An 18,142-nucleotide genomic window follows, 5' to 3' on the forward strand; every position below is an offset into this window, starting at 1 on the left:
CCGTCGAGCGCAGCCCGTGGCGGACCTGCTCCGCCGCAGCGGTGAACGTCCGGGGTGCGCACGGCGCGCAGCGCGGAGCCGGGCTACCCCTCCGGGCCGGCGATCCACTCCCGCACCTCGCACCCCATCCCGCACCGTGTCGGCGCGCGGCATCCCGGTGTCCGCCGCGCGGTGGCGGACGAACGGTCACCCGTCCGCGTGCGGGCATCGCGACCGCGGCCGGCCGACGCTCACCGGCCCAGCCCGGATCCGCCCGCCCGCTGAGCGCGGGTGACCGGGCCGCGCATCGCCGAGCGCAGCGCGTGGTGGACCCGCTCCTCCAGCGCGGTGAACGCCGGCGTGGTCACGACGTCGGGCACGCGCGGGCGCGGGAGGTCCACCACGACCTCGGCGATGACCCGCGTGGGCCGCGGCCCCAGGACCAGCACCCGGTCGGCGAGGTAGACCGCCTCCCGCAGGTCGTGGGTGATCATGACGATGCTGCGGTCGAACGTGGCGCGCACGCCGTCGAGCCACGCCTGCATGTCCGCTCGGGTCAGTGAGTCCAGCGCACCGAACGGCTCGTCGAGCAGCAGCACCGGCCGGTCCAGCACCACCGTGCGCAGCAGCGCCGCGCGCTGGCGCATCCCGCCCGACAGCTCCCCCGGCCGGGAGCGCTCGAACCCGGCGAGCCCGAACGGCTCGAACAACTCCCCCGCCCGCTTGCGCGCCTCGGCCCGCGAGACGCCCGCGACCTCCAGCCCGAGTGCGGTGTTGTCCAGCACGGTCCGCCACGGGAACAGCAGGTCCTGCTGAGGCATGTAGGCGAACGGCGCGGTGGCGCCGGTCGCGTCCCGCCCGTCGACGAGCACCCGCCCGGAGTCCGGCGGCTCCAGCCCGCCCAGCACCGTGAACAGCGTCGACTTGCCGCACCCGCTGGGCCCGACGACCGCGACGAACTCCCCCGGTGCGACCTCCAGCGACACCCCGTCGAGCACCGGGCCGGTGCCGGGGAAGCCCTTGCGGACGTCGTCGAGCCGCACGTGCACCAGTTCAGCCACGGCGGCTCCACGGGATCACCAGGCGCTCCACCACGTAGGTGAGCCCGAACAGGGCGACCGAGAGCACCGCGGTCACCCCGACCGCGGCGAGCACCAGGTCGGTGCGGAATGCGTTCTTCTGGATGCTCATGTAGATGCCCAGCCCGGCGGTGGCCCCCACGTACTCGGCGAACACCGCGCCGGTGACGGCGTAGGTGATCCCGATGCGCAGCGCGGTGAAGAACCTCGGCAGCGCGCCGGGCAGCCGGACGTAGCGGAACTGGTCCCACCGCGAGGCGCCCATGCTGCGCAGCAGGTCGGTGGCGGCCTTGTCGGTGGCGGCGAACCCCTCGATGAGCCCCACCGCCACCGGGAAGAACGTCACCAGCGCGATGACCAGCACCTTCGGCAGCATGCCGAAGCCGAACCAGATGATCATCAGCGGGGCGATCGCGATGATCGGCACCGTCTGCGACGCGACCAGCAGCGGGGTGAGCGCGCGGCGGATCCACGGCACGAAGTCCGCTGCGATCGCCAGCGCCCAGGCGACCGCCAGCGAGGCGCCGAACCCGACGAGTGTGACCTGCAGCGTCGGCACGGTGTTGGCCCACAGCTGGTCGCGGTGCGCCCAGCCCTGCTCCAGCACCCGCAGCGGCGACGGCAGCAGCTGCGGCTTGATGCCGGAGACGTCGACGTAGACCTGCCAGACGACCAGCAGCACCGCGACCAGGACCACCGCGGGCCAGGCGCGGCGCCACGACGACCGCCGCGCCCGGGTGGCTGCGTCGGGCGGCGCAGCCACCGGGGCAGGGCGTGGCTCGGCGGTGCGCGGCGGGGTGGCGGTCACGGCGCGAGGTACCCGTCGGTGAACCAGGTCGCGAAGTCCGGCCTGGTGGCGAGCGGTGCGCCGTCCGGGCCGGTGAGCACGCCCTGGTCGAACACCCAGCCCGAGTAGCCCGCCCAGCGCTCCAGCGTCTGCGTGCCGACGACCCCGTCGTCGTCCTTCAGGTAGCCGGCGGACAGCACCTCCTGGCTGCGCCGCACCAGTTCGGCCGCGGACGCGAGGTCCGGGTTGGCGTCGATGAGCGCCTGTGCCCCGGCCGCGGCGTCATCGGCGGCGAGCTGGTAGCCGCGCTGCGCGGCCTGCACGAACGCGCGCGCGAGATCGGGGTGGTCAGCCAGCCACGGCGCGTTACCGATGATGATCACGTTGTACGCGTCGGGGATGCCGAAGTCGCGGTAGTCGAACGTCGTGAACGGGCGGCCGGCCAGCTCGGCTTCGATGCCCTCCCACGCCATGAACGGCTCGGTGAAGTCGGCCTCGCCGGACTGCACCGCCTCGTAGGCACTGGTGCCGAGCACGACCGACTCGAACTCACCGCGGCCACCGGCCGCCTGGATCACCGATCGCATCTTCGGCACCTCGCTCGGGCTGCCGAAGCCGCCGTACACCTTCCCGTCGAGATCGCGCGGCGAGGTGATGTCGGTGCGATCGCCCCGCACCCCGATCGCGCTCCCCCAGTGCTGCATCACGGCCAGCACGGAGACGGCGTCGGCGCCCGCTGCCTTGGCGAAGGTGAACGTGTCCTGGAAGGAGATGCCGAACTCGGCCGAGCCGGACGACACGAGCGTCTCCGGAGAGACCTGGCCGAACGGCAGGAACTGCACGTCGAGGCCCGCCTCGCGGAACCAGCCGCGCTGCTGGGCGACGTACAGCCCGGTGTGGTTGGTGTTGGGCGTCCAGTCCAGCGCCACCCGGATCTGCGCCGGCCCTGGCTCGGACGAGGCCGGTGATCCCCCGCACGCGGCGAGGACGAGCGCCAGGGCAGCGGTGAGCAGGACGGCGAACGTGCGTCTCATCGACGGTCCTCCCTACGCCGGTGCTAACCGGGTCAGGTGCGAACGGTCGGCGGCCGATCCTGCCGCCATCTCAGCCTCGGAGCGTGAGGTTCCCGCGGGTCGCCCCGACCCTACCCCGGAAACCCGCACCGACGGCGTGGTGTTGACCGCACCCGAGATCCACATGTCCGCACCGGTGCGCCGGCCCGGCGCGGGAGGCGACGCTGACGGGGTCATGTCCCAGCGTCAGGAGTTCCCCGTGCGTCCCGCATCCGTTCTCGCGTCACTGCTCGCCGCCGCCGTCCTCGCGCTGTCCGGCTGCTCGGTCTCGACGACCTCGTGCAACGCCGTGCGCTGCTCGGCCACCGTCACCGGGGAGAAGAGCATCGACATCTCGCTGGGCAACCGGGACCGCACCCTGCACGTCGGCCCGATCGGCCAGCGCGGCGTGGCGCTGTCGGTGCTCGGCGCCGAGCAGGTCGTGCCCGCGGGGTCCGCCGTCGTGATGGGCGGGCTGCGCATCGGCGTCGTGCGGATCGACGGTAACACCGTCGAGCTCGATGTGACCCGCGCCTGATCCCGCCGTCGCACGGCACTGCTCAAACGGCACTGCTCAAACGGCACTGCTCAAACGGCACCGAGCACCGGCTCGAACGCCAGCTCTGCCGCCCCGACCAGCTTCGCGTCGCGGCCGAGCGGGCTGATCTCGATCCGGGTGCCGCCGATGGCGCGGCTGACCAGGCTGCGCTCGTGCACCTGCCGGCGGACGTGGTCGACCACCGGCCCCGGCAGTGCGGTGAACAGGTCGCCGAGCACGACCATCTCCGGCGCCATCATGTTCACGACGCCGACGAGGCCCGCGATCAGCCACTCGACGTACTCGTCGAGCGGGCCGGGCATCGGGTTGGCGGCGAGCGAGCGCAGCTCGGCGACGATCACGCCGCGGGCGGAGGACTCGGGCAGACCCAGCGCCCGGCACAGCGCCGCCTCCCCGACCTCGGTCTCCCAGCACCCGCGCGAACCGCAGTAGCACGGCCGGCCGTCCGGGCGGACCGGGATGTGCCCCAGCTCGCCGACGTAGCCGCGGGTGCCGCGCAGCGGCGCGCCGCCGGAGATCACGCCGCCGCCGACACCGCGCTCGGCGGAGATGTAGACGATGTCGGTGAGCTCGCGGGCGTTGCCGCGCACGTGCTCGGCGAGCGCGCCGAGCTCGGCGTCGTTGGCGACCTGCACCGGCAGCTTGAGGACAGCGCCGAGCCGCTCTCCCAGCGCGACGTCGCGCCATCCGAGGTTGGGTGCCTCGTGCACCCAGCCGTCGGCGCGGCGGACGACGCCGGGCACCGACACCCCCACCCCCCTGGCGGGGACCGCCACCTCCTCGACGAGCAGCTGCGCGGACTCGGCGATGTGGGTGATCACCTCGCCGGGGGTGCGGGTGGCGCGGTGCAGGTTCCAGCTGTGCCGGCCCAGGATCTGCCCGCCGATCCCGACCAGCGCCATCGCGACCTGTTCGACGCGGATGTCGACGGCGAGCACGGCCGCGGCTTCGGGATCGGGGATCACCATCAGCGAGGGCCGACCGGCGCCGCTGCGCTGCACCGGGACGGCCTCGGTGACGACGCCGGACTCGGCGAGCCCGTCCACGACCGCCTTGATGGTGCTGCGGTTCAGCCCGAGCTCGGCGGCCAGGGTGGCCCGCGTGCACGGCCCCGCGACGTGCAAACGCCGCAGGAGGGCGGCTCGGTTGTGGCGGCGCACCTCGTCCGGGCGGGCACCTGAGGACAGAGCAGGCACCCCGTTGGCCCCCCAGGCCCGGCTCATGGGTGAGCCACCTCGCTTTCCCTCCGCGACGGGCTCAGCGGGTCGCCGTCGCCGATCGGCGCCGGGATGCTACGTCGACCGCGGCCGCCAGCAGCAGAACGAGCCCCGTGACGATGAACACGACGGCCGAGGGTTGCTTCAGCAGGCCCAGTCCGTTCTGCACCGTCGCGAGCACCGCACCGCCGATGACGGCGTTGCTGATCCGGCCGCGGCCGCCGAAGAGCGACGTGCCGCCGATGACCGCCGCGCCGACGGCGAACAGCAGCGTGTTGCCGCCGCCCGCGGTGGGGGAGACCGAACCGACCTTGGACGAGTAGACGATCGCGCCGATCGCGGCCATCGCCGTGGAGATCATGAACACGGCCGCGCGGATGCGCACCACGTCGATGCCGGCGCGGCGGGCTGCCTCGCGGTTGCCGCCGACGGCGTAGACGTGCCGACCGAACTTGGTGCGGTCGAGCACGTAGGTGCCGACGACCAGCAGGGCCAGCACGATCGGCACGACGTAGGGCACACCGGAGATCTCGATGGCGCCGGGCGAGCGGTTCACGGTGAGCAGCGCGGTGGCGATCGCACCGAGCACGACGACCGCGGTCACTTTGGCGAGCACCAACCCGGTGGGCTGGGCGACCAGGCCGAGCCGCCGCCGTGAGCGCTGCCGGTTGAGCAGCACGAACGCGTAGCCGCCCGCGGCGACGACGAACAGCAGCCAGCTGCCGAGGGTGGAGAGGTTGCCGTTGGCGACGGCGAAGATCACCGGATCGCGCAGGCCGAGCGTGCCGCCCTCGCCGATGAACTGCAGCAGCACTCCCTGCCAGGCGATGAACAGCGCCAGCGTGGCCACGAACGACGGCATCCCGAGCTCGGCGACGAGGAACCCCGAGATCGTGCCGAGCACGACGCCGACGGTGATCGCGAACAGCATCTCCAGCCAGGCGTTCGGCGGGAACCCGATGAGCAGCAGGACCAGCGCGATCGCGCAGAACACCGCCGCGACCCAGATCCGCACCACCAGTGCGAGCACGATCGCGACGACCACGACCAGCGCGAACAGGATGAACACCGGCCAGCCGAGGGAGCCGAGCAGGTTGCCGTCGCGCACGAAGTGCAGCGCCATCACCGCGGCGGTCACCCCGGACGCGGTCCCGGCGGCCAGGTCGATCTCGCCGGTGAGCAGCACGAACACCAGGCCCATCGCGATGATGGTCGGCCCCGCGCCCTGCTGGAGCAGGTTGGCGAGGTTGCCGAGGCTGATGAACGTGCCGCCGCTGCCCTGCGGGAGGAAGGTGTCGAGGATCCAGAACAGCACGAACAGCACGAGCAGGCCGGCCAGCGCGGGCAGCGCGCCCAGCTCGCCGTTGCGCAGATTGCGCACGTAGTCGCGGACGGCCTCGCGGGTGGTGCGGGCCGTGGTGTCGATGCCGAAGTCCTCCGCGCGCAGCGACGCGGGCGAGGCCTTCTCCGCGCTCCCCTCCGGCAGCGGCTTCTCGGTCACCGGTTGCTTGAGCTCGGCCATCAGATCGTCACCGCCTCGGGCCGGGCGAGGCCGAGCTCGCCGGAGCGACCCGCCGTGATCAGTTCGACGACCTGGGAGTGGGTGACGTCCTTCGTCGCGACGTCGGCGACCATCCGGCCCAGGTAGAGGGTGGCGATCCGGTCGGACACCTCGAACACGTCGGCCATGTTGTGGCTGATCAGCACGACGCCGAGGCCCTGCTCGGCGAGCCGGCGCACCAGGTCGAGCACCTGGCGGGTCTGCGCGACGCCGAGGGCGGCCGTGGGCTCGTCGAGCATGATCACCTTCGAGTCCCACAGCACCGCCTTGGCGATGGCGACGGTCTGGCGCTGCCCGCCGGACAGGGCCGACACCGGCATGCGCACCGAGGTGACGGTGCGGACCGACAGCGAGGCGAGGGTGCGCCGCGCGGCCTGCTCCATCTCGGCCTCGTCGAGCATCCAGGGGTTGCCGCGCTCGCGGCCGAGGAACATGTTCTGGACGATGTCGAGGTTGTCGGCCAGGGCGAGGTCCTGGTAGACGACCTCGATGCCGAGCTTCGCCGCATCGGTCGGCGAGGTGATGTGCACCGGCTCGCCGTCGAAGAAGATCTCCCCGCGGTCCACCGGGTGGATGCCGGCGACGCACTTGACCAGGGTGGACTTGCCCGCACCGTTGTCACCCACCAGCGCGGTGACCTCGCCGGCGCGCACCGTGAAGTCCACGTCGTGCAGCACCTGGACGGCGCCGAAGCTCTTGTTCACCCCGCGCAGGGCGAGGATCGGTTGGGTCACGGCCTGATTCTCCCGGGATCTCACATCTGGGTCTGGGATCTGCGGTCGGTGCGGGCGCGTCGGGGCCGCGACGCGCCCGCACCGGGTCTCGGACGGACGGGTCAGCTGATGCCCAGCTCCGCGCACGCGGCCTGGGTCTCGGCCACGCAGATCTCCGACGCCTTCACCTGACCGGCGTCGACGACGGTCTTGACGTTGTCCTTGGTGATCAGGACCGGGGTCAGCAGCACCGACTTGACCTTGCGGTTGCCCGTGGGGTCGTCGGTGGTCGCGGTGGCGATCGCGTCCGCGGCGGCGGTGTCGCCCTCGGCGAGCGCGGCGGCGAGCTTGGCGGTCGCCTCCGCCTCCAGGCGGATCTCCTTGAACACGGTCATGTACTGGTCGCCGCGCAGGATGGCCTGCAGACCGTCCGGGGTGGCGTCCTGGCCGGTCACCGGGACCTGCCCGTTGAGCCCGTACTTCTGCAGCACCGTGATGATGGCGCCGGCGAGCCCGTCGTTGGCGGCGACGACGCCGTCGACCTTGCCGCCGTTGCCGGTGAGGATCTGCTCGAAGGTCTGCCCGCCGATCTGGTTGTCCCACTTCTCGATCGGCTGGCTGCGCACCAGCTTCAGCGCGCCGTTGTCGTAGAGCGGCTTCAGGATGTTCTGCTGCCCGTTGTAGAACAGCGTCGCGTTGTTGTCGGTCGGGGCGCCCTCGATCTCGATCACCTGCGCGCCCGGCTTGCCGGCCAGCGCGTCCTTGAGCCCGGTGCCCTGCAGCTCGCCGACCCTCACGTTGTCGAACGACACGTAGTAGTCGCTGGAGCCGCCGAGGTTGAGCCGGTCGTAGTCGATGACCGGGATGCCCTGCGCCTTGGCCTTCGCCGCCACCGCAGCGCCCGACTCGCTGTCGATGGAGGCGATGACCAGGACCTTCACCCCGCTGGCGATCATGCCGTCGGCGAGGGTGGAGAACTTCTGGACGTCGCCCTGGGCGTTCTGGACGTCGGCGTCGAGGCCCTCGGCCTGCATCGCGGCGGTGAGCAGGGGCTTGTCGAAGCCTTCCCAGCGGGCGGAGCTGTCGGTCTCCGGGAGGATCACGCCGACCTTCGTCCCGCCGGCCGGCGCCGCGGCTCCCGAGGGAGCTGCACCGCCCGACGGAGCCGCGTTCTGGCCGCAGGCGGCGAGGGCGAGGGCCATGCCCAGCCCCGCCACTGCGAGCGCAGTCTTCTTGAGCCGCATGTGTCTTCCTTCCACAGCGTCGGGGACACCCGCGATCCGGGTAAATGTTGCGAGCGGCAACGTATGCCGCCGAAGCGCGTGGCGCCAAGCATACTGAATCGAGCAAGTCTGTGCATAACGGTAACAGTTCGATCACATAGGCCGGGGTTTGTTGTCGCCCCCGTCGATCAAGGGTGCCGCGCCGGCCGATCGACGACGTGGCGAACACCACATCCGAACACCGTGCGTGGATTGTTCAGCCGAACGTCACCCGGATCCCCCGGCTGATGTAGTGAAGAACACTCTCCGCCGACGCCGGCGTTACTCACTCTCCGTGACGAATCACGATCGGCCCTCGAGGGGCTCGCCACCGGTGATCCCGCCCGGCCCGGAGCCGTCGCTCTCGTCCCCCTCCCGCGAGCGGAGGGCGACCGCAACCACGACGGCCGCGATACCGACGGCCTCCAGCGGGCCGGGCATCTGACCGAGCGCGACCAACCCGATCACGGTGGCGGTGGCCGGCAGGAGCGCCAGCAGGACGGCGAACCGGCCCCGGCCCACCCGGCGCAGCACGATCTGGTCGAACATGTACGGCAGCAGGCTGGACAGCACCCCGACGCCGGCGGCGATCACCAACACCGTCGGGGAAGCCAGCGGGGCGAGCCCCTCCGGGCCGCCGATCACGATCAACGGGGAGAGCAGGACCGCGGCCACGGTGAACCCGACGGCCATGCCGGAGAAGCCGTCCCCGGCCATCGCGACGCGCTTGCCGAGCACGATGTACGCGGCCCACATACCCGCCGCGACCAGGGCCCACACGAATCCGGACGCGCTCGCGGCCCACTGCACGTCGGCGATCATCACCACGCCCGCGGCGGCCAGCACGACGGCCGCGAGATCGCGCGCGCGCCGGCTCGCGGCGGCCGCGACGACGATCGGCCCGACGAACTCCAGCGCCACCGCGGTGCCCAGCGGCAACCGCGCGATCGCCTCGTAGAACGCGATGTTCATCAGCGCGGTGGCGAGCCCGTAGGCGGCAGCGCCGCGCACCGCGGGCCAGCGCCACGCCTCCCGGCCCGGTCGGACGATCACCAGAAGCACCAGCCCGGCGGACACGACGCGTAACACCGCGACCACAGTCGGCGACAACCGGTCGAACAGTCCCACCGCGAGCGCCGCCCCGACGTACATCGAGACGGCACCCGCGACGAAGAGGGCGGGAGCCGGGACCCGGCTTGCCGCACGACTCGTCAGCCCCGCCATTCCGGTTGCTCTGCGTAATCGGCGGCGGGAGGCATGGTGACCACTGTTAACACGTCACGCCTTGCGGTCCCTCACCGGGGCCACGCATGATTCGTCCGTAGTCAACGGAAGCCAACTGAATCTGCAAACGGTCATCGGGGTCGTCACCTCGCTGCTGAACTGGGCAAGCCCGGATCCGGGGTGGGTGGCACTCGAAGCGATCTCGGCAAACGTGATGGTTGTCGCGACGCGCCCCGGGAACACGTGCAGGGGTGTCTGACGTCTGGGAGAGTGCGACGTACCGCGGAAGCGGTCGTCACAGGGTGGTGCGGGGCTCGCGTCCCGTACCCGATGGAGAGGGAGACCGCTATGCAGCCTGGAACCCTGACCCGGCCGGAGCTGACCCTTGCCGACCGCTGCGACCGCTGCGGGGCCGCTGCGAAGGTTCGGGCCGTGCTCCCGTCCGGTGGAGAGCTGCTCTTCTGCGGCCACCACGGGCGAGCCCACGCCGAGAAGCTCAAGGAGATGCAGGCGCAGGTCTTGAACGGCTGACCGGAGACGGACGACGTGAGACGGGGCGGGCGCTCTCCACGAGTCCCGCCCCGTCGTCGTACTCATCGAGGGATCGACCTCATCGAAGGATCGACGCAGAGGATGACGCTGAGGCGCTGCGGCGTGATCGGACCTGATCGAGCGACCTGACCGAGGGGTCAGCGCCAGGACCGCAGCGTCGCGATGCGCTCCTCGAGCTGCTCGATCGTCGCCATGGCGGTCGGCGGGCCACCGCACTTCGCGCGCAGCTCGTTGTGGATCACCCCGTGCGGCTTCTTCGTGCGGTGGTGCTCCAGCGCCACGAGCGTGTTGAGCTCGCGGCGCAGCGCGGCGATCCGCTCCCGCACCGACATGCCGGCCCGCTGCTCCGGCCTCGGCGGCGGCTCCTCCTTCGGCTCGGGGGCCTTCTTCTTCTCGCGCGAGAGCCACTCCTGCTGCCGTTTGCTGAGCAGCAACCGCACCTGGTCGGGCTCGAGCAGCCCCGGCAGGCCGATGTAGTCCTCCTCGTCGGCGGAGAACGACGTCCCGTCGAAGATCACCTGGTCCAGCTCGGCCTGCGCGCCGAGCGCGGTGAACGACTTGTCCTCCTCGCCCGGCTCGTCCTGGCGGCGCTGGGCGGCGGCGAGCAGCTCGTCGTCCCAGTTCTCCGACGCGCGGTGCGGCTTCCCGAGCACGTGGTCGCGCTGCGCCTCCAGCTCGCTCGCCAGCCCCAGCAGCACCGGAACGCTGGGCAGGAAGACCGACGCCGTCTCACCGGGCCGCCGCGACCGCACGAACCGTCCGATCGCCTGCGCGAAGAACAGCGGGGTGGACGCGCTGGTGGCGTAGACGCCGACGGCCAGCCGCGGCACGTCCACGCCCTCCGACACCATGCGCACGGCGACCATCCAGCGCTCGTCGGACTCCGAGAAGCGCTCGATCCGCGCCGAGGCGCCGGGCTCGTCGGAGAGCACCAGCGCGGGCTGCGTGCCGGTGATGTCGGCCAGGATCGACGCGTACGCGCGCGCCGTCGTCTGGTCGGAGGCGATCACCAGACCGCCGGCGTCCTCCATGCCGCCGTTGCGGTGGGCGGTCAGGCGCCGGTCGGCCGCGGACAGCACCGCCGGGATCCACTCGCCGCCCGGGTCCAGCGCGGTGCGCCAGGCCCGCGCGGTCTGCTCGGCGGTCATCGGCTCGCCCAGCCGCGCGGTGAACTCCTCCCCCGCGCTGGTCCGCCAGCTCGACACGCCCGAGTACGAGATGAACACGACCGGGCGGACCACGCCGTCGGCCAGCGCGTCGGCGTAGCCGTAGGAGTGGTCGGCGCGGCTGCGCAGGGTGCCGTCGGCGTCCGGGACGTACTCGACGAACGGGATCGGGTTGTCGTCGCTGCGGAACGGGGTACCGGTCAGGCAGAGCCTGCGGGTCGCGGGCTCGAACGCCTCCCGGATCGCCTCGCCCCACGACCGCGCGTCCCCGGCGTGGTGGACCTCGTCGAGGATCACCAGTGTGCGCCGGTTCTCCGTGCGCGCCCGGTGCAGCAGCGGGTGCGACGCCACACCGGCGTAGGTGACCGCGATGCCGGTGTAGTCGCTGGACGTGGCCCCGGTGGAGTTGCGGAAATCGGGATCGATCGCGATGCCGACCTGCGCTGCGGCCTGCGCCCACTGGTGCTTGAGGTGCTCGGTGGGCGCCACGACGGTCACGTTGGACACGACCCGGTCGGCCAGCAGCTCGCTCGCCACCCGCAGCGCGAACGTCGTCTTACCGGCTCCGGGCGTCGCCACGGCGAGGAAGTCCTGCGGGGAGGAGGCGAGGTACCGCGCCAGTGCCGCGCGCTGCCACGCGCGCAGCGGACGGCCCCCGCTCGGACCTGACTGCGCGATCTGGACTGCCTGGGACACGCGTCTCCCTGACTCGCTCGACGTCTGATCCGGGCGATCCCGACGGTGGGGGCGGAGTGGGCGGAACGAGGTTAACCCGGGGCCGGTGGCCCCGGGATCGAGCCCCGTGTCCACGGCCGATCGGGGCCGCGTGGTAGCGGCCGAACGGCCCTGGTCACGGCCCGGGTCACGGCCCTGGCCGGATGGTGCCGACGGGCTGCTCAGGCGCTGCGGGCGAGCGCCCCCGGTTCCGCCACGGCCAGGCGGTAGGACTGGAACCGGCCGCCCCGGATCACCGACAGCTCGACCAGCGGCACCCCCGCTGCGGCGAACGCCGCCCGGAACTCCGGCTCGTACGTGACGTGGCCGAAGTCGATCGTGGTGACGTGGCGCAGCACGGGCTTGCCCCACTCCAGCAGGCGTGAGCGCCGGTGGTGGAACGTCTGCGTCGCGTACACCCGGCCCCCGGGTGCGAGCAGCCGCGCGACGTGCGCGATCGCGCCCGCCGGATCGGGCAGCAGCATCAAGCTGGCGCTGAAGTACACCGCGTCGTACGGGCCGCCGGCGTGGTCGTACACCGACTGCAGCAGCGGCTTCACCCGGTGCGCGAGCCCGGCCCTGGCCAACTCACGGCGGCACCGCTGCAGGTAGTCGGGATCGATGTCCAGCCCGACGACGTGCAGGTCCTTCCGCTCGACCGTCTCCGCGCAGCGCGCCAGGGCCGCGCCGGTCCCGATGCCGACGTCGAGCATGCGCGCACCGTCGGGCAATCGATCGAGCACCACGCGGTACCACTGCGCGGTCAGCCCGGCGACGAACGTGTCGTAGAGCCACCCGCGGACGGCCCGCGCTCCGGCCGGCACGACCGCCCGGGGCCCGGGCGCGTCCGGCCGGCCGCTCATGAGTCGCCGCCCGGCGGGAGGGACTCGTAGATCTTCTTGCACTCCGGGCACACCGGCGAGCCCGGCTTGGGCGCCCGCGTGACCGGGAACGTCTCGCCGCACAGGGCGACCACCAGGCTGCCGAGCACGGCGCTCTCCGCGATCTTCGACTTGCGCACGTAGTGGAACATCCTCGGGCTGTCGTTGCCCGTCGAGTCGGTCGCGTCGGGACTCGTGTCGGTGTCCAGCAGCACCTGCGTGGTCATGCCCACCATGATGCAACACTCCGGGTCGTCGCCCCAGTCGGACCGAGGTGCCATGCCGATCACTCCCCCGCTCACGTGCTCCCCCGACGTCACCGATGCGCTCGCCACCGGGCGGCCGATCGTGGCGCTGGAGAGCACACTGCTCGCCCACGGCCTCCCAGCACCCGCCAACCGGGAGGCGGCCGCCGAACTGGAGGAGCTCGTGCGCGCCCACGGCGGGGTCCCGGCGACGATCGCCGTCCTGGACGGGGTCCCGCGGATCGGGCTCACCGCGGCCGAGCTGGACCGGGTCTGCTCGGCGCCGATGGCGAAGCTCTCCGCCCGGGATCTCGGGGTGGCCGTCGGCCTCGGCATCGACGGCGCGACGACGGTGGCCGCGACGGCGACGCTGGCCGCGGCGGCCGGGATCAGCGTGTTCGCCACCGGCGGCCTGGGCGGGGTGCACCGCGGCGCCCGGGACACCTGGGACGTCTCGGCCGACCTCGCCGCCCTGAGCGGCACACCGGTGCTGGTGGTGTGCTCGGGCGTGAAGTCGATCCTCGACGTCGCGGCCACCCTGGAGGTGCTGGAGACCCGCTCGGTGCCCGTGCTCGGCTACGGCACCGACGCCTTCCCCGGCTTCTACCGCCGCGACTCCGGCCACCCGGTGCCGTGGCGGGTCGACACGCCGCAGCAGGCCGCCGCCGTCTGGGTCGCGCACCGGCGGCTCGCCCCCTCCGGGATGGTGCTGGCCCAGCCCGTCCCGCAGTTCGCCGAGCTCGACGCCGAGCTGCACGACCGGCTGCTCGCGGAGGGGCTCGCGCTCGTCGCGGAGCGCGGCATCACCGGCAAGGACGTCACGCCCGCCCTGCTCGAGCACTTCCACACCGCCAGCGGAGGGGCCAGCCTCGCCACGAACGTCGCGCTGGTGAAGGCGAACACGGAGCTGGCCGCCCGGGTCGCGGCGGCGCTCGCCGCCCCGTGAGGTCCGTGACGGTCGTCGGCGACGTCGCCGTCGACGTACTGGTCCGGCCCCGGGCACCGATCGTCGCCGGCGCCGACGTCCCGGCGACGATCCGCACGCTTCCCGGCGGCGCCGGCGCGAACACCGCGACTTGGCTCGCCGCGCTCGGGGTGGCGGTGACGCTGGTCGCGCGGGTGGGCGACGACGCGGCCGGCCGGGCGGCGATCGCCGAGCTGGCCGCGGCCGGGGTGACGACGGCGGCGGCCGTGGACCCTGCGCTGCCGACGGCGACGGTCGTCGCGCTGGCGGCCGACGGTGACCGCACGCTGCTGTCCGACCGGGGCGCCGCCGCGGCGCTCTCCCCCGCCGACCTGCCGGACCCGGCCGGGACCGGGCACGTCCACGTCTCCGGCTACGTGCTGCTGGACCCGTCGTCGCGGCCGGCCGGGCTCGAAGCGATCGCCGGCGCCCGCCGGGTGGGCGCCACGGTGTCGGTGGACCCGCAGGCCGCGCCCGCTCTCGATCCCGGGTTCCTGGAGTTGGTCGAGGGCGTGGACCTGCTGCTGCCCAACGCCGCGGAGCTGGCCGCGCTCGGCGGGATCGACGCCGTGCTCACCACCGTCGGCGCGGTGGCGTGGACCGCCGGGCCGGACGGCGCGCACTGGGCCGACGCCCGCGGCCGCTGGTCGGTGCCGGCCCCGCGCGTCGACGTCGTCGACGCCACGGGGGCCGGTGACGCGTTCGACGCCGGGCTGCTGGCGGCGTGGCTCGCCGGCGCCGGGCCGGAGGAGGCGCTGCGCTCCGGCTGCACGGCCGCCGCGCGGGCCGTCACGAAGGCGGGCGCCCGCCCGCCTGCTCCGGCTTCTCCGTCCCGATCCGCTCCCCGTCGATCGGCTGCCCGTCGATCGGCCCCCCGTCGAACGGCTCCGCCTCGATGACCGGGTGCTCCCGCGACTCCAGCTCGGGCCGCTCCGGGCGGTACCGGTTCGGCTTCTCCTTCTTCTTCGGCAGCCGGTCGTTGGCGATGAGTACCGCGCACCACGGTAGGGGGATCGACAGCACGATCAGGGCAACCGCGAGCCACGGGGTCTGGTAGAAGGCGGCCGCCGCGATCATGAACGGGACCCGCATCGCCATCATGACCTTGTAGCGGCGCTTGCGGATCGCGAGCTCGTCCTCGTACGAGCGCGCGGCATCAGTGATGAGTACTGGATCCTCGATGCCGCGTCCGTCAGTCACCGGTCCATCGTGCCACTCAGGCGTGGGCTTCGCGCGCGGACCCGGAAGCCGGTGAGCGGGCGTGCGAGTGCGGGTGGGCGTGCAGCTCGACGTCGTCGCCCACGACGCTCTCGCTGATCACGTCGAGCAGCTTGCGGGTGAACTCGCCGTCGATCCGGTAGCGGACCAGCCGGCCCTGCCGGTGCGCCTCCACCATGCCCAGCGCCCGCAGCAGCCGCAGCGCGTGGGAGACGGCGCTGTCGCTCATCCCCACCGCCACGGCGAGATCGGAGACGCACAGGTCCCCGGCGTGGTGCAGGGCCAGCAGGATCGACAGCCGGTTGGGGTCGCCCAGCCCGTCGAGGACGGCGGCCGCGTGCCGCACCTGCGCAGCGTCGGAGATCACGGCCGAGGCGTCGCACACCTGGTCGGGATCGATCACCCGCAGGTCTCGCCGGGACTCCGGGACCCTGTGCACCGCGCGCCTACCTCTTGTCGGCCTTGGCCGCCGCCTTCGCGGCCTGCTTGAACTCGCGGACCTTCCGCAGCGATTCGGCGTCGACCACGTCGGCGATCGACATGAAGACGCCCTCGCGCCCGTAGTCGCCCGCGGCCTCCCGCCAGCCCGGCGGAGTGATCCCGCGCTGCTTGCCCAGCAGCGCGACGAAGATCTTCGCTTTCTGCGGCCCGAACCCCGGCAGTGCCACCAGCCGCTTGTAGAGCTCGGACCCGTCGGGCACGTCGGACCAGATCCGGGTGACGTCGCCGTCGTAGTGCTCGACGATCGCCGCGCACAGCGCCTGGACGCGCCCCGCCATCGACTTCGGGTAGCGGTGCAGGGCCCGCGGCCGGGCGAAGACCGCGATCAGGTCGTCGGGATCGTGCTGGGCGATCGCAGCGGCGTCGAGCCGGTCGACACCGAGCCGCGCCGCCAGCTCGGACGGCGCCCAGAACGCGTGCTCCATGGAGATCTGCTGGTCGAGCAGCATGCCGAGCAGCAGCGCGAGGGGGTCGCGGTCGAGCAGCGCGTCGGCCTCGGCGTCCTGGCTCAGTGACAGCGGCACCTGTCGAATGATGCCAGACGAGAAGGTGCGCAAGACTGCACACGTGGTTCCCGATCTTTCTCCCGCCGTGGCCGACGCCCTGCGCACCGGGTTCCTGAGGTGCGGCTACACGACCGACGGGGTGCGCAGGCTCCTCGGTGAGACCGCGCACGCCGCACTCGGCCGGGGCGAACCCGAACCGGCGCACCGCACCACCGCAGACGGCGGCGAGCTGGGGGTCCTGGTGCGCATGCTGCTGCTCGGCGGCACCGAGCCGGACGCCGCCGTCACCGCGGCGCTGGCCCCCTGCTCCCCCGCCGACGCCGCCGCGGCCGGCCTGATCACCCGCGACGGCGACGGCTGGCGCGCTGCGCTGGACGTGCGCCCGTACGCCGAGCAGGACGGGCCGCCCTGGTGGGTGGTGTCGGACCTGGACCTGCGCCGGCAGGACCGCGACCACGTCACCGGGGTCGGCGCCGCGTCGATCACGCTCGCCGCGGCGACGGTGCGCACCCCGGCCGAGACGGCGCTGGACCTGGGCACCGGCTGCGGTGTGCAGGCGCTGCACGCCTCCGCCCACGCCCGGCGCGTCACCGGCACCGACGTGGCGCCCCGGGCGCTGGCCGCCGCGCGGGCCACGTTCGCCCTCTCCGGTGTGGACGTCGAGCTGCTGGAGGGACCGTGGCTGGCCCCGGTGGCCGGGCGCCGGTTCGACCGGATCGTGTCCAACCCGCCGTTCGTGCCCGGCCCGCCGCGGATCGACCTGGTCTACCGCGACTCGGGCGCCGCCGGCGACGACGCGCTGGCCGCGCTGCTGGGCGATCTCCCGCGCCACCTCACGCCCGGCGGGGTGGCGCAGCTGCTCGGCTCGTGGCTGCACGTGCGCGGCCAGGACTGGCCGGAGCGGGTGACGTCGTGGCTGCCCGACGGCGTCGACGCGTGGATCCTGCAGCGCGAGGTCGCCGATCCCGCCATGCACGTGGGCATCTGGCAGCGCGACGCCGGCCTCGACCCGGCCGCGCCCGCGACCCGCGCGCAGGCGGGCGAGTGGCTGGACTGGCTGGAGTCGGCCGACGTGGAGGCCGTCGGCTTCGGCGTGATCACGCTGCGGGTGCCCGAGCACGGTCCGGGCACGGTCGTCGTCGAGGACTTGCAGGGCGCGGTGGACGACCCGCTGGGCCCGGAGGTGGAGGGTTGGCTGGACCGGGTCGACTGGCTGCGCGCCCACCCGACCGACGCGGACCTGCTCGGTGCGCGGGTGACCATCGCGCCGGGTGTGGTGCTGGAGCGGTGTGCTGAGCCCGGCGAGGAGGGCTGGACGCAGACCGGCGCGGCGGTGGTCCGCACCGACGGGCCGCGCTGGCGGCACGAGGTGGACGAGCTGGGCGCGGCGCTGCTGGCGGGCTGCCGCGGGCAGATGCCGCTCGGCGACGTCGTGGGGCTGCTGGCGTTCGCCCACGACCGGCCGACCGACGCGGTCGTGGCCGAGGCGCTCCCGGCGGTGCGGGAACTGGTGCGGCACGGGGTGCTGGTGCCGGCATGAGAGCGGTCGTGGCGAGGGTGACCCGCGCGTCGGTCACCGTGGACGGCGAGATCGTCGGCGCGATCGACGAGCCGGGGCTCCTGGTGCTGCTCGGCGTGCACCGCGACGACACCGCCCAGCAGGCCGAGACGATGGCCCGCAAGCTGCACGAGCTGCGCATCCTGCGCGACGAGCGCTCGTGCGCGGACACCGGTGCCCCGCTGCTGGTGGTCAGTCAGTTCACGCTGTACGGCGCCACGCGCAAGGGCCGCCGTCCGTCGTGGAGCGACGCGGCGCCGCCGGAGGCGGCGCGTCCGCTCGTCGACGCCACGGTGGCGGCCCTGCGCGCGCGGGGCGCCACCGTGGCCACCGGGGTGTTCGGCGCGTCGATGGCGGTGGAGTCGGTCAACGACGGGCCGTTCACCGTACTGGTCGAGGTGTGA

19 protein-coding genes and 1 pseudogene are annotated in these 18,142 nt (G+C 73.2%); 6 read left to right on the forward strand and 14 right to left on the reverse strand.

Going from position 1 to position 18,142, the window contains the following annotated elements:
* Positions 1 to 230: 230 nt before the first annotated feature.
* From BUE41_RS02085 to BUE41_RS02095, 3 genes are read right to left on the reverse strand one after another with little or no spacing between them, the layout of a single operon-like run.
* On the reverse strand, positions 231 to 1,040 hold the full coding sequence (locus tag BUE41_RS02085; protein ID WP_084754191.1) for an ABC transporter ATP-binding protein: 810 nt from the start codon (positions 1,038 to 1,040) through the stop codon (positions 231 to 233).
* Positions 1,033 to 1,866: an ABC transporter permease gene (locus BUE41_RS02090; RefSeq protein WP_234996896.1), complete on the reverse strand. Its 834-nt coding sequence runs from the start codon at positions 1,864 to 1,866 to the stop codon at positions 1,033 to 1,035. Before BUE41_RS02090 ends, BUE41_RS02085 begins: the two co-directional genes overlap by 8 nt.
* Positions 1,863 to 2,879, reverse strand: coding sequence for an ABC transporter substrate-binding protein (locus BUE41_RS02095; protein WP_073455068.1), 1,017 nt, complete (start codon positions 2,877 to 2,879; stop codon positions 1,863 to 1,865). The genes BUE41_RS02090 and BUE41_RS02095 overlap by 4 nt, the downstream gene beginning before the upstream one ends.
* Positions 2,880 to 3,117: 238 nt before the next feature.
* Between BUE41_RS02095 and BUE41_RS02100 the strand changes: the two genes are divergently transcribed.
* The gene (locus BUE41_RS02100; RefSeq protein ID WP_143171920.1) at positions 3,118 to 3,435 is read left to right on the forward strand and encodes a hypothetical protein; all 318 of its coding nucleotides are present in this window, start codon (positions 3,118 to 3,120) and stop codon (positions 3,433 to 3,435) included.
* 50 nt (positions 3,436 to 3,485) lie between these two features.
* Here BUE41_RS02100 and BUE41_RS02105 read toward each other — a convergent pair whose 3' ends face one another.
* The 5 genes from BUE41_RS02105 to BUE41_RS02125 all read right to left on the reverse strand — a co-directional run bounded on the left by BUE41_RS02105 (position 3,486) and on the right by BUE41_RS02125 (position 9,361).
* A complete protein-coding gene (locus BUE41_RS02105; protein WP_073455070.1) occupies positions 3,486 to 4,679 on the reverse strand; it encodes an ROK family protein in 1,194 nt (397 codons plus the stop codon).
* Between the two features lie 34 nt (positions 4,680 to 4,713).
* Positions 4,714 to 6,195, reverse strand: a complete 1,482-nt coding sequence (locus tag BUE41_RS02110) for a sugar ABC transporter permease (protein ID WP_084754193.1) — start codon at positions 6,193 to 6,195, stop codon at positions 4,714 to 4,716.
* A complete protein-coding gene (locus BUE41_RS02115; protein ID WP_073455071.1) occupies positions 6,195 to 6,968 on the reverse strand; it encodes an ATP-binding cassette domain-containing protein in 774 nt (257 codons plus the stop codon). Before BUE41_RS02115 ends, BUE41_RS02110 begins: the two co-directional genes overlap by 1 nt.
* A 101-nt stretch (positions 6,969 to 7,069) precedes the next feature.
* Complete coding sequence (locus BUE41_RS02120; protein ID WP_073455072.1) at positions 7,070 to 8,191, reverse strand: sugar ABC transporter substrate-binding protein; 1,122 nt, start codon at positions 8,189 to 8,191, stop codon at positions 7,070 to 7,072.
* A gap of 321 nt (positions 8,192 to 8,512) precedes the next feature.
* Positions 8,513 to 9,361 (reverse strand): EamA family transporter, encoded by an 849-nt coding sequence (locus tag BUE41_RS02125; RefSeq protein WP_234996897.1) that lies wholly within the window; start codon positions 9,359 to 9,361, stop codon positions 8,513 to 8,515.
* A 420-nt stretch (positions 9,362 to 9,781) separates the two neighbouring features.
* On the opposite strand from BUE41_RS02125, the gene BUE41_RS02130 reads away from it, so the two are divergent.
* On the forward strand, positions 9,782 to 9,964 hold the full coding sequence (locus tag BUE41_RS02130) for a DUF7455 domain-containing protein (protein ID WP_073455165.1): 183 nt from the start codon (positions 9,782 to 9,784) through the stop codon (positions 9,962 to 9,964).
* 158 nt (positions 9,965 to 10,122) lie between these two features.
* Here BUE41_RS02130 and BUE41_RS02135 read toward each other — a convergent pair whose 3' ends face one another.
* The 3 genes from BUE41_RS02135 to BUE41_RS02145 all read right to left on the reverse strand — a co-directional run bounded on the left by BUE41_RS02135 (position 10,123) and on the right by BUE41_RS02145 (position 12,973).
* Positions 10,123 to 11,847: a DEAD/DEAH box helicase gene (locus tag BUE41_RS02135; protein WP_073455074.1), complete on the reverse strand. Its 1,725-nt coding sequence runs from the start codon at positions 11,845 to 11,847 to the stop codon at positions 10,123 to 10,125.
* Positions 11,848 to 12,047: 200 nt separating this feature from the next.
* Positions 12,048 to 12,728 (reverse strand): class I SAM-dependent methyltransferase, encoded by a 681-nt coding sequence (locus tag BUE41_RS02140; protein ID WP_084754194.1) that lies wholly within the window; start codon positions 12,726 to 12,728, stop codon positions 12,048 to 12,050.
* The gene (locus BUE41_RS02145) at positions 12,725 to 12,973 is read right to left on the reverse strand and encodes a DUF3039 domain-containing protein (RefSeq protein WP_073455168.1); all 249 of its coding nucleotides are present in this window, start codon (positions 12,971 to 12,973) and stop codon (positions 12,725 to 12,727) included. Before BUE41_RS02145 ends, BUE41_RS02140 begins: the two co-directional genes overlap by 4 nt.
* A gap of 58 nt (positions 12,974 to 13,031) precedes the next feature.
* On the opposite strand from BUE41_RS02145, the gene BUE41_RS02150 reads away from it, so the two are divergent.
* Both BUE41_RS02150 and BUE41_RS02155 read left to right on the forward strand, forming a co-directional pair.
* Entirely contained in the window at positions 13,032 to 13,937 is a 906-nt protein-coding gene (locus BUE41_RS02150; protein WP_073455167.1) for a pseudouridine-5'-phosphate glycosidase, read from the forward strand.
* A complete protein-coding gene (locus BUE41_RS02155) occupies positions 13,934 to 14,854 on the forward strand; it encodes a carbohydrate kinase family protein (RefSeq protein ID WP_073455075.1) in 921 nt (306 codons plus the stop codon). The genes BUE41_RS02150 and BUE41_RS02155 overlap by 4 nt, the downstream gene beginning before the upstream one ends.
* Here the strand turns inward: BUE41_RS02155 and BUE41_RS02160 are convergent.
* The 3 genes and pseudogenes from BUE41_RS02160 to BUE41_RS02170 form a co-directional block, all read right to left on the reverse strand.
* Positions 14,847 to 15,155 (reverse strand): annotated as a pseudogene (locus BUE41_RS02160) (DUF3099 domain-containing protein); the annotation flags it as partial. The gene BUE41_RS02155 and the pseudogene BUE41_RS02160 sit on opposite strands and share 8 nt — an antisense overlap.
* A gap of 16 nt (positions 15,156 to 15,171) precedes the next feature.
* Positions 15,172 to 15,612 (reverse strand): ArsR/SmtB family transcription factor, encoded by a 441-nt coding sequence (locus BUE41_RS02165; protein WP_073455077.1) that lies wholly within the window; start codon positions 15,610 to 15,612, stop codon positions 15,172 to 15,174.
* A gap of 7 nt (positions 15,613 to 15,619) precedes the next feature.
* The gene (locus tag BUE41_RS02170) at positions 15,620 to 16,198 is read right to left on the reverse strand and encodes an HhH-GPD-type base excision DNA repair protein (RefSeq protein ID WP_073455078.1); all 579 of its coding nucleotides are present in this window, start codon (positions 16,196 to 16,198) and stop codon (positions 15,620 to 15,622) included.
* A 25-nt stretch (positions 16,199 to 16,223) separates the two neighbouring features.
* Between BUE41_RS02170 and BUE41_RS02175 the strand changes: the two genes are divergently transcribed.
* Complete coding sequence (locus BUE41_RS02175; protein ID WP_327194727.1) at positions 16,224 to 17,720, forward strand: DUF7782 domain-containing protein; 1,497 nt, start codon at positions 16,224 to 16,226, stop codon at positions 17,718 to 17,720.
* A complete protein-coding gene (gene dtd, locus BUE41_RS02180; protein ID WP_073455080.1) occupies positions 17,717 to 18,142 on the forward strand; it encodes a D-aminoacyl-tRNA deacylase in 426 nt (141 codons plus the stop codon). The genes BUE41_RS02175 and dtd overlap by 4 nt, the downstream gene beginning before the upstream one ends.

The organism is Pseudonocardia thermophila (genome assembly GCF_900142365.1).
In the GTDB taxonomy this organism is placed as follows: domain Bacteria; phylum Actinomycetota; class Actinomycetes; order Mycobacteriales; family Pseudonocardiaceae; genus Pseudonocardia; species Pseudonocardia thermophila.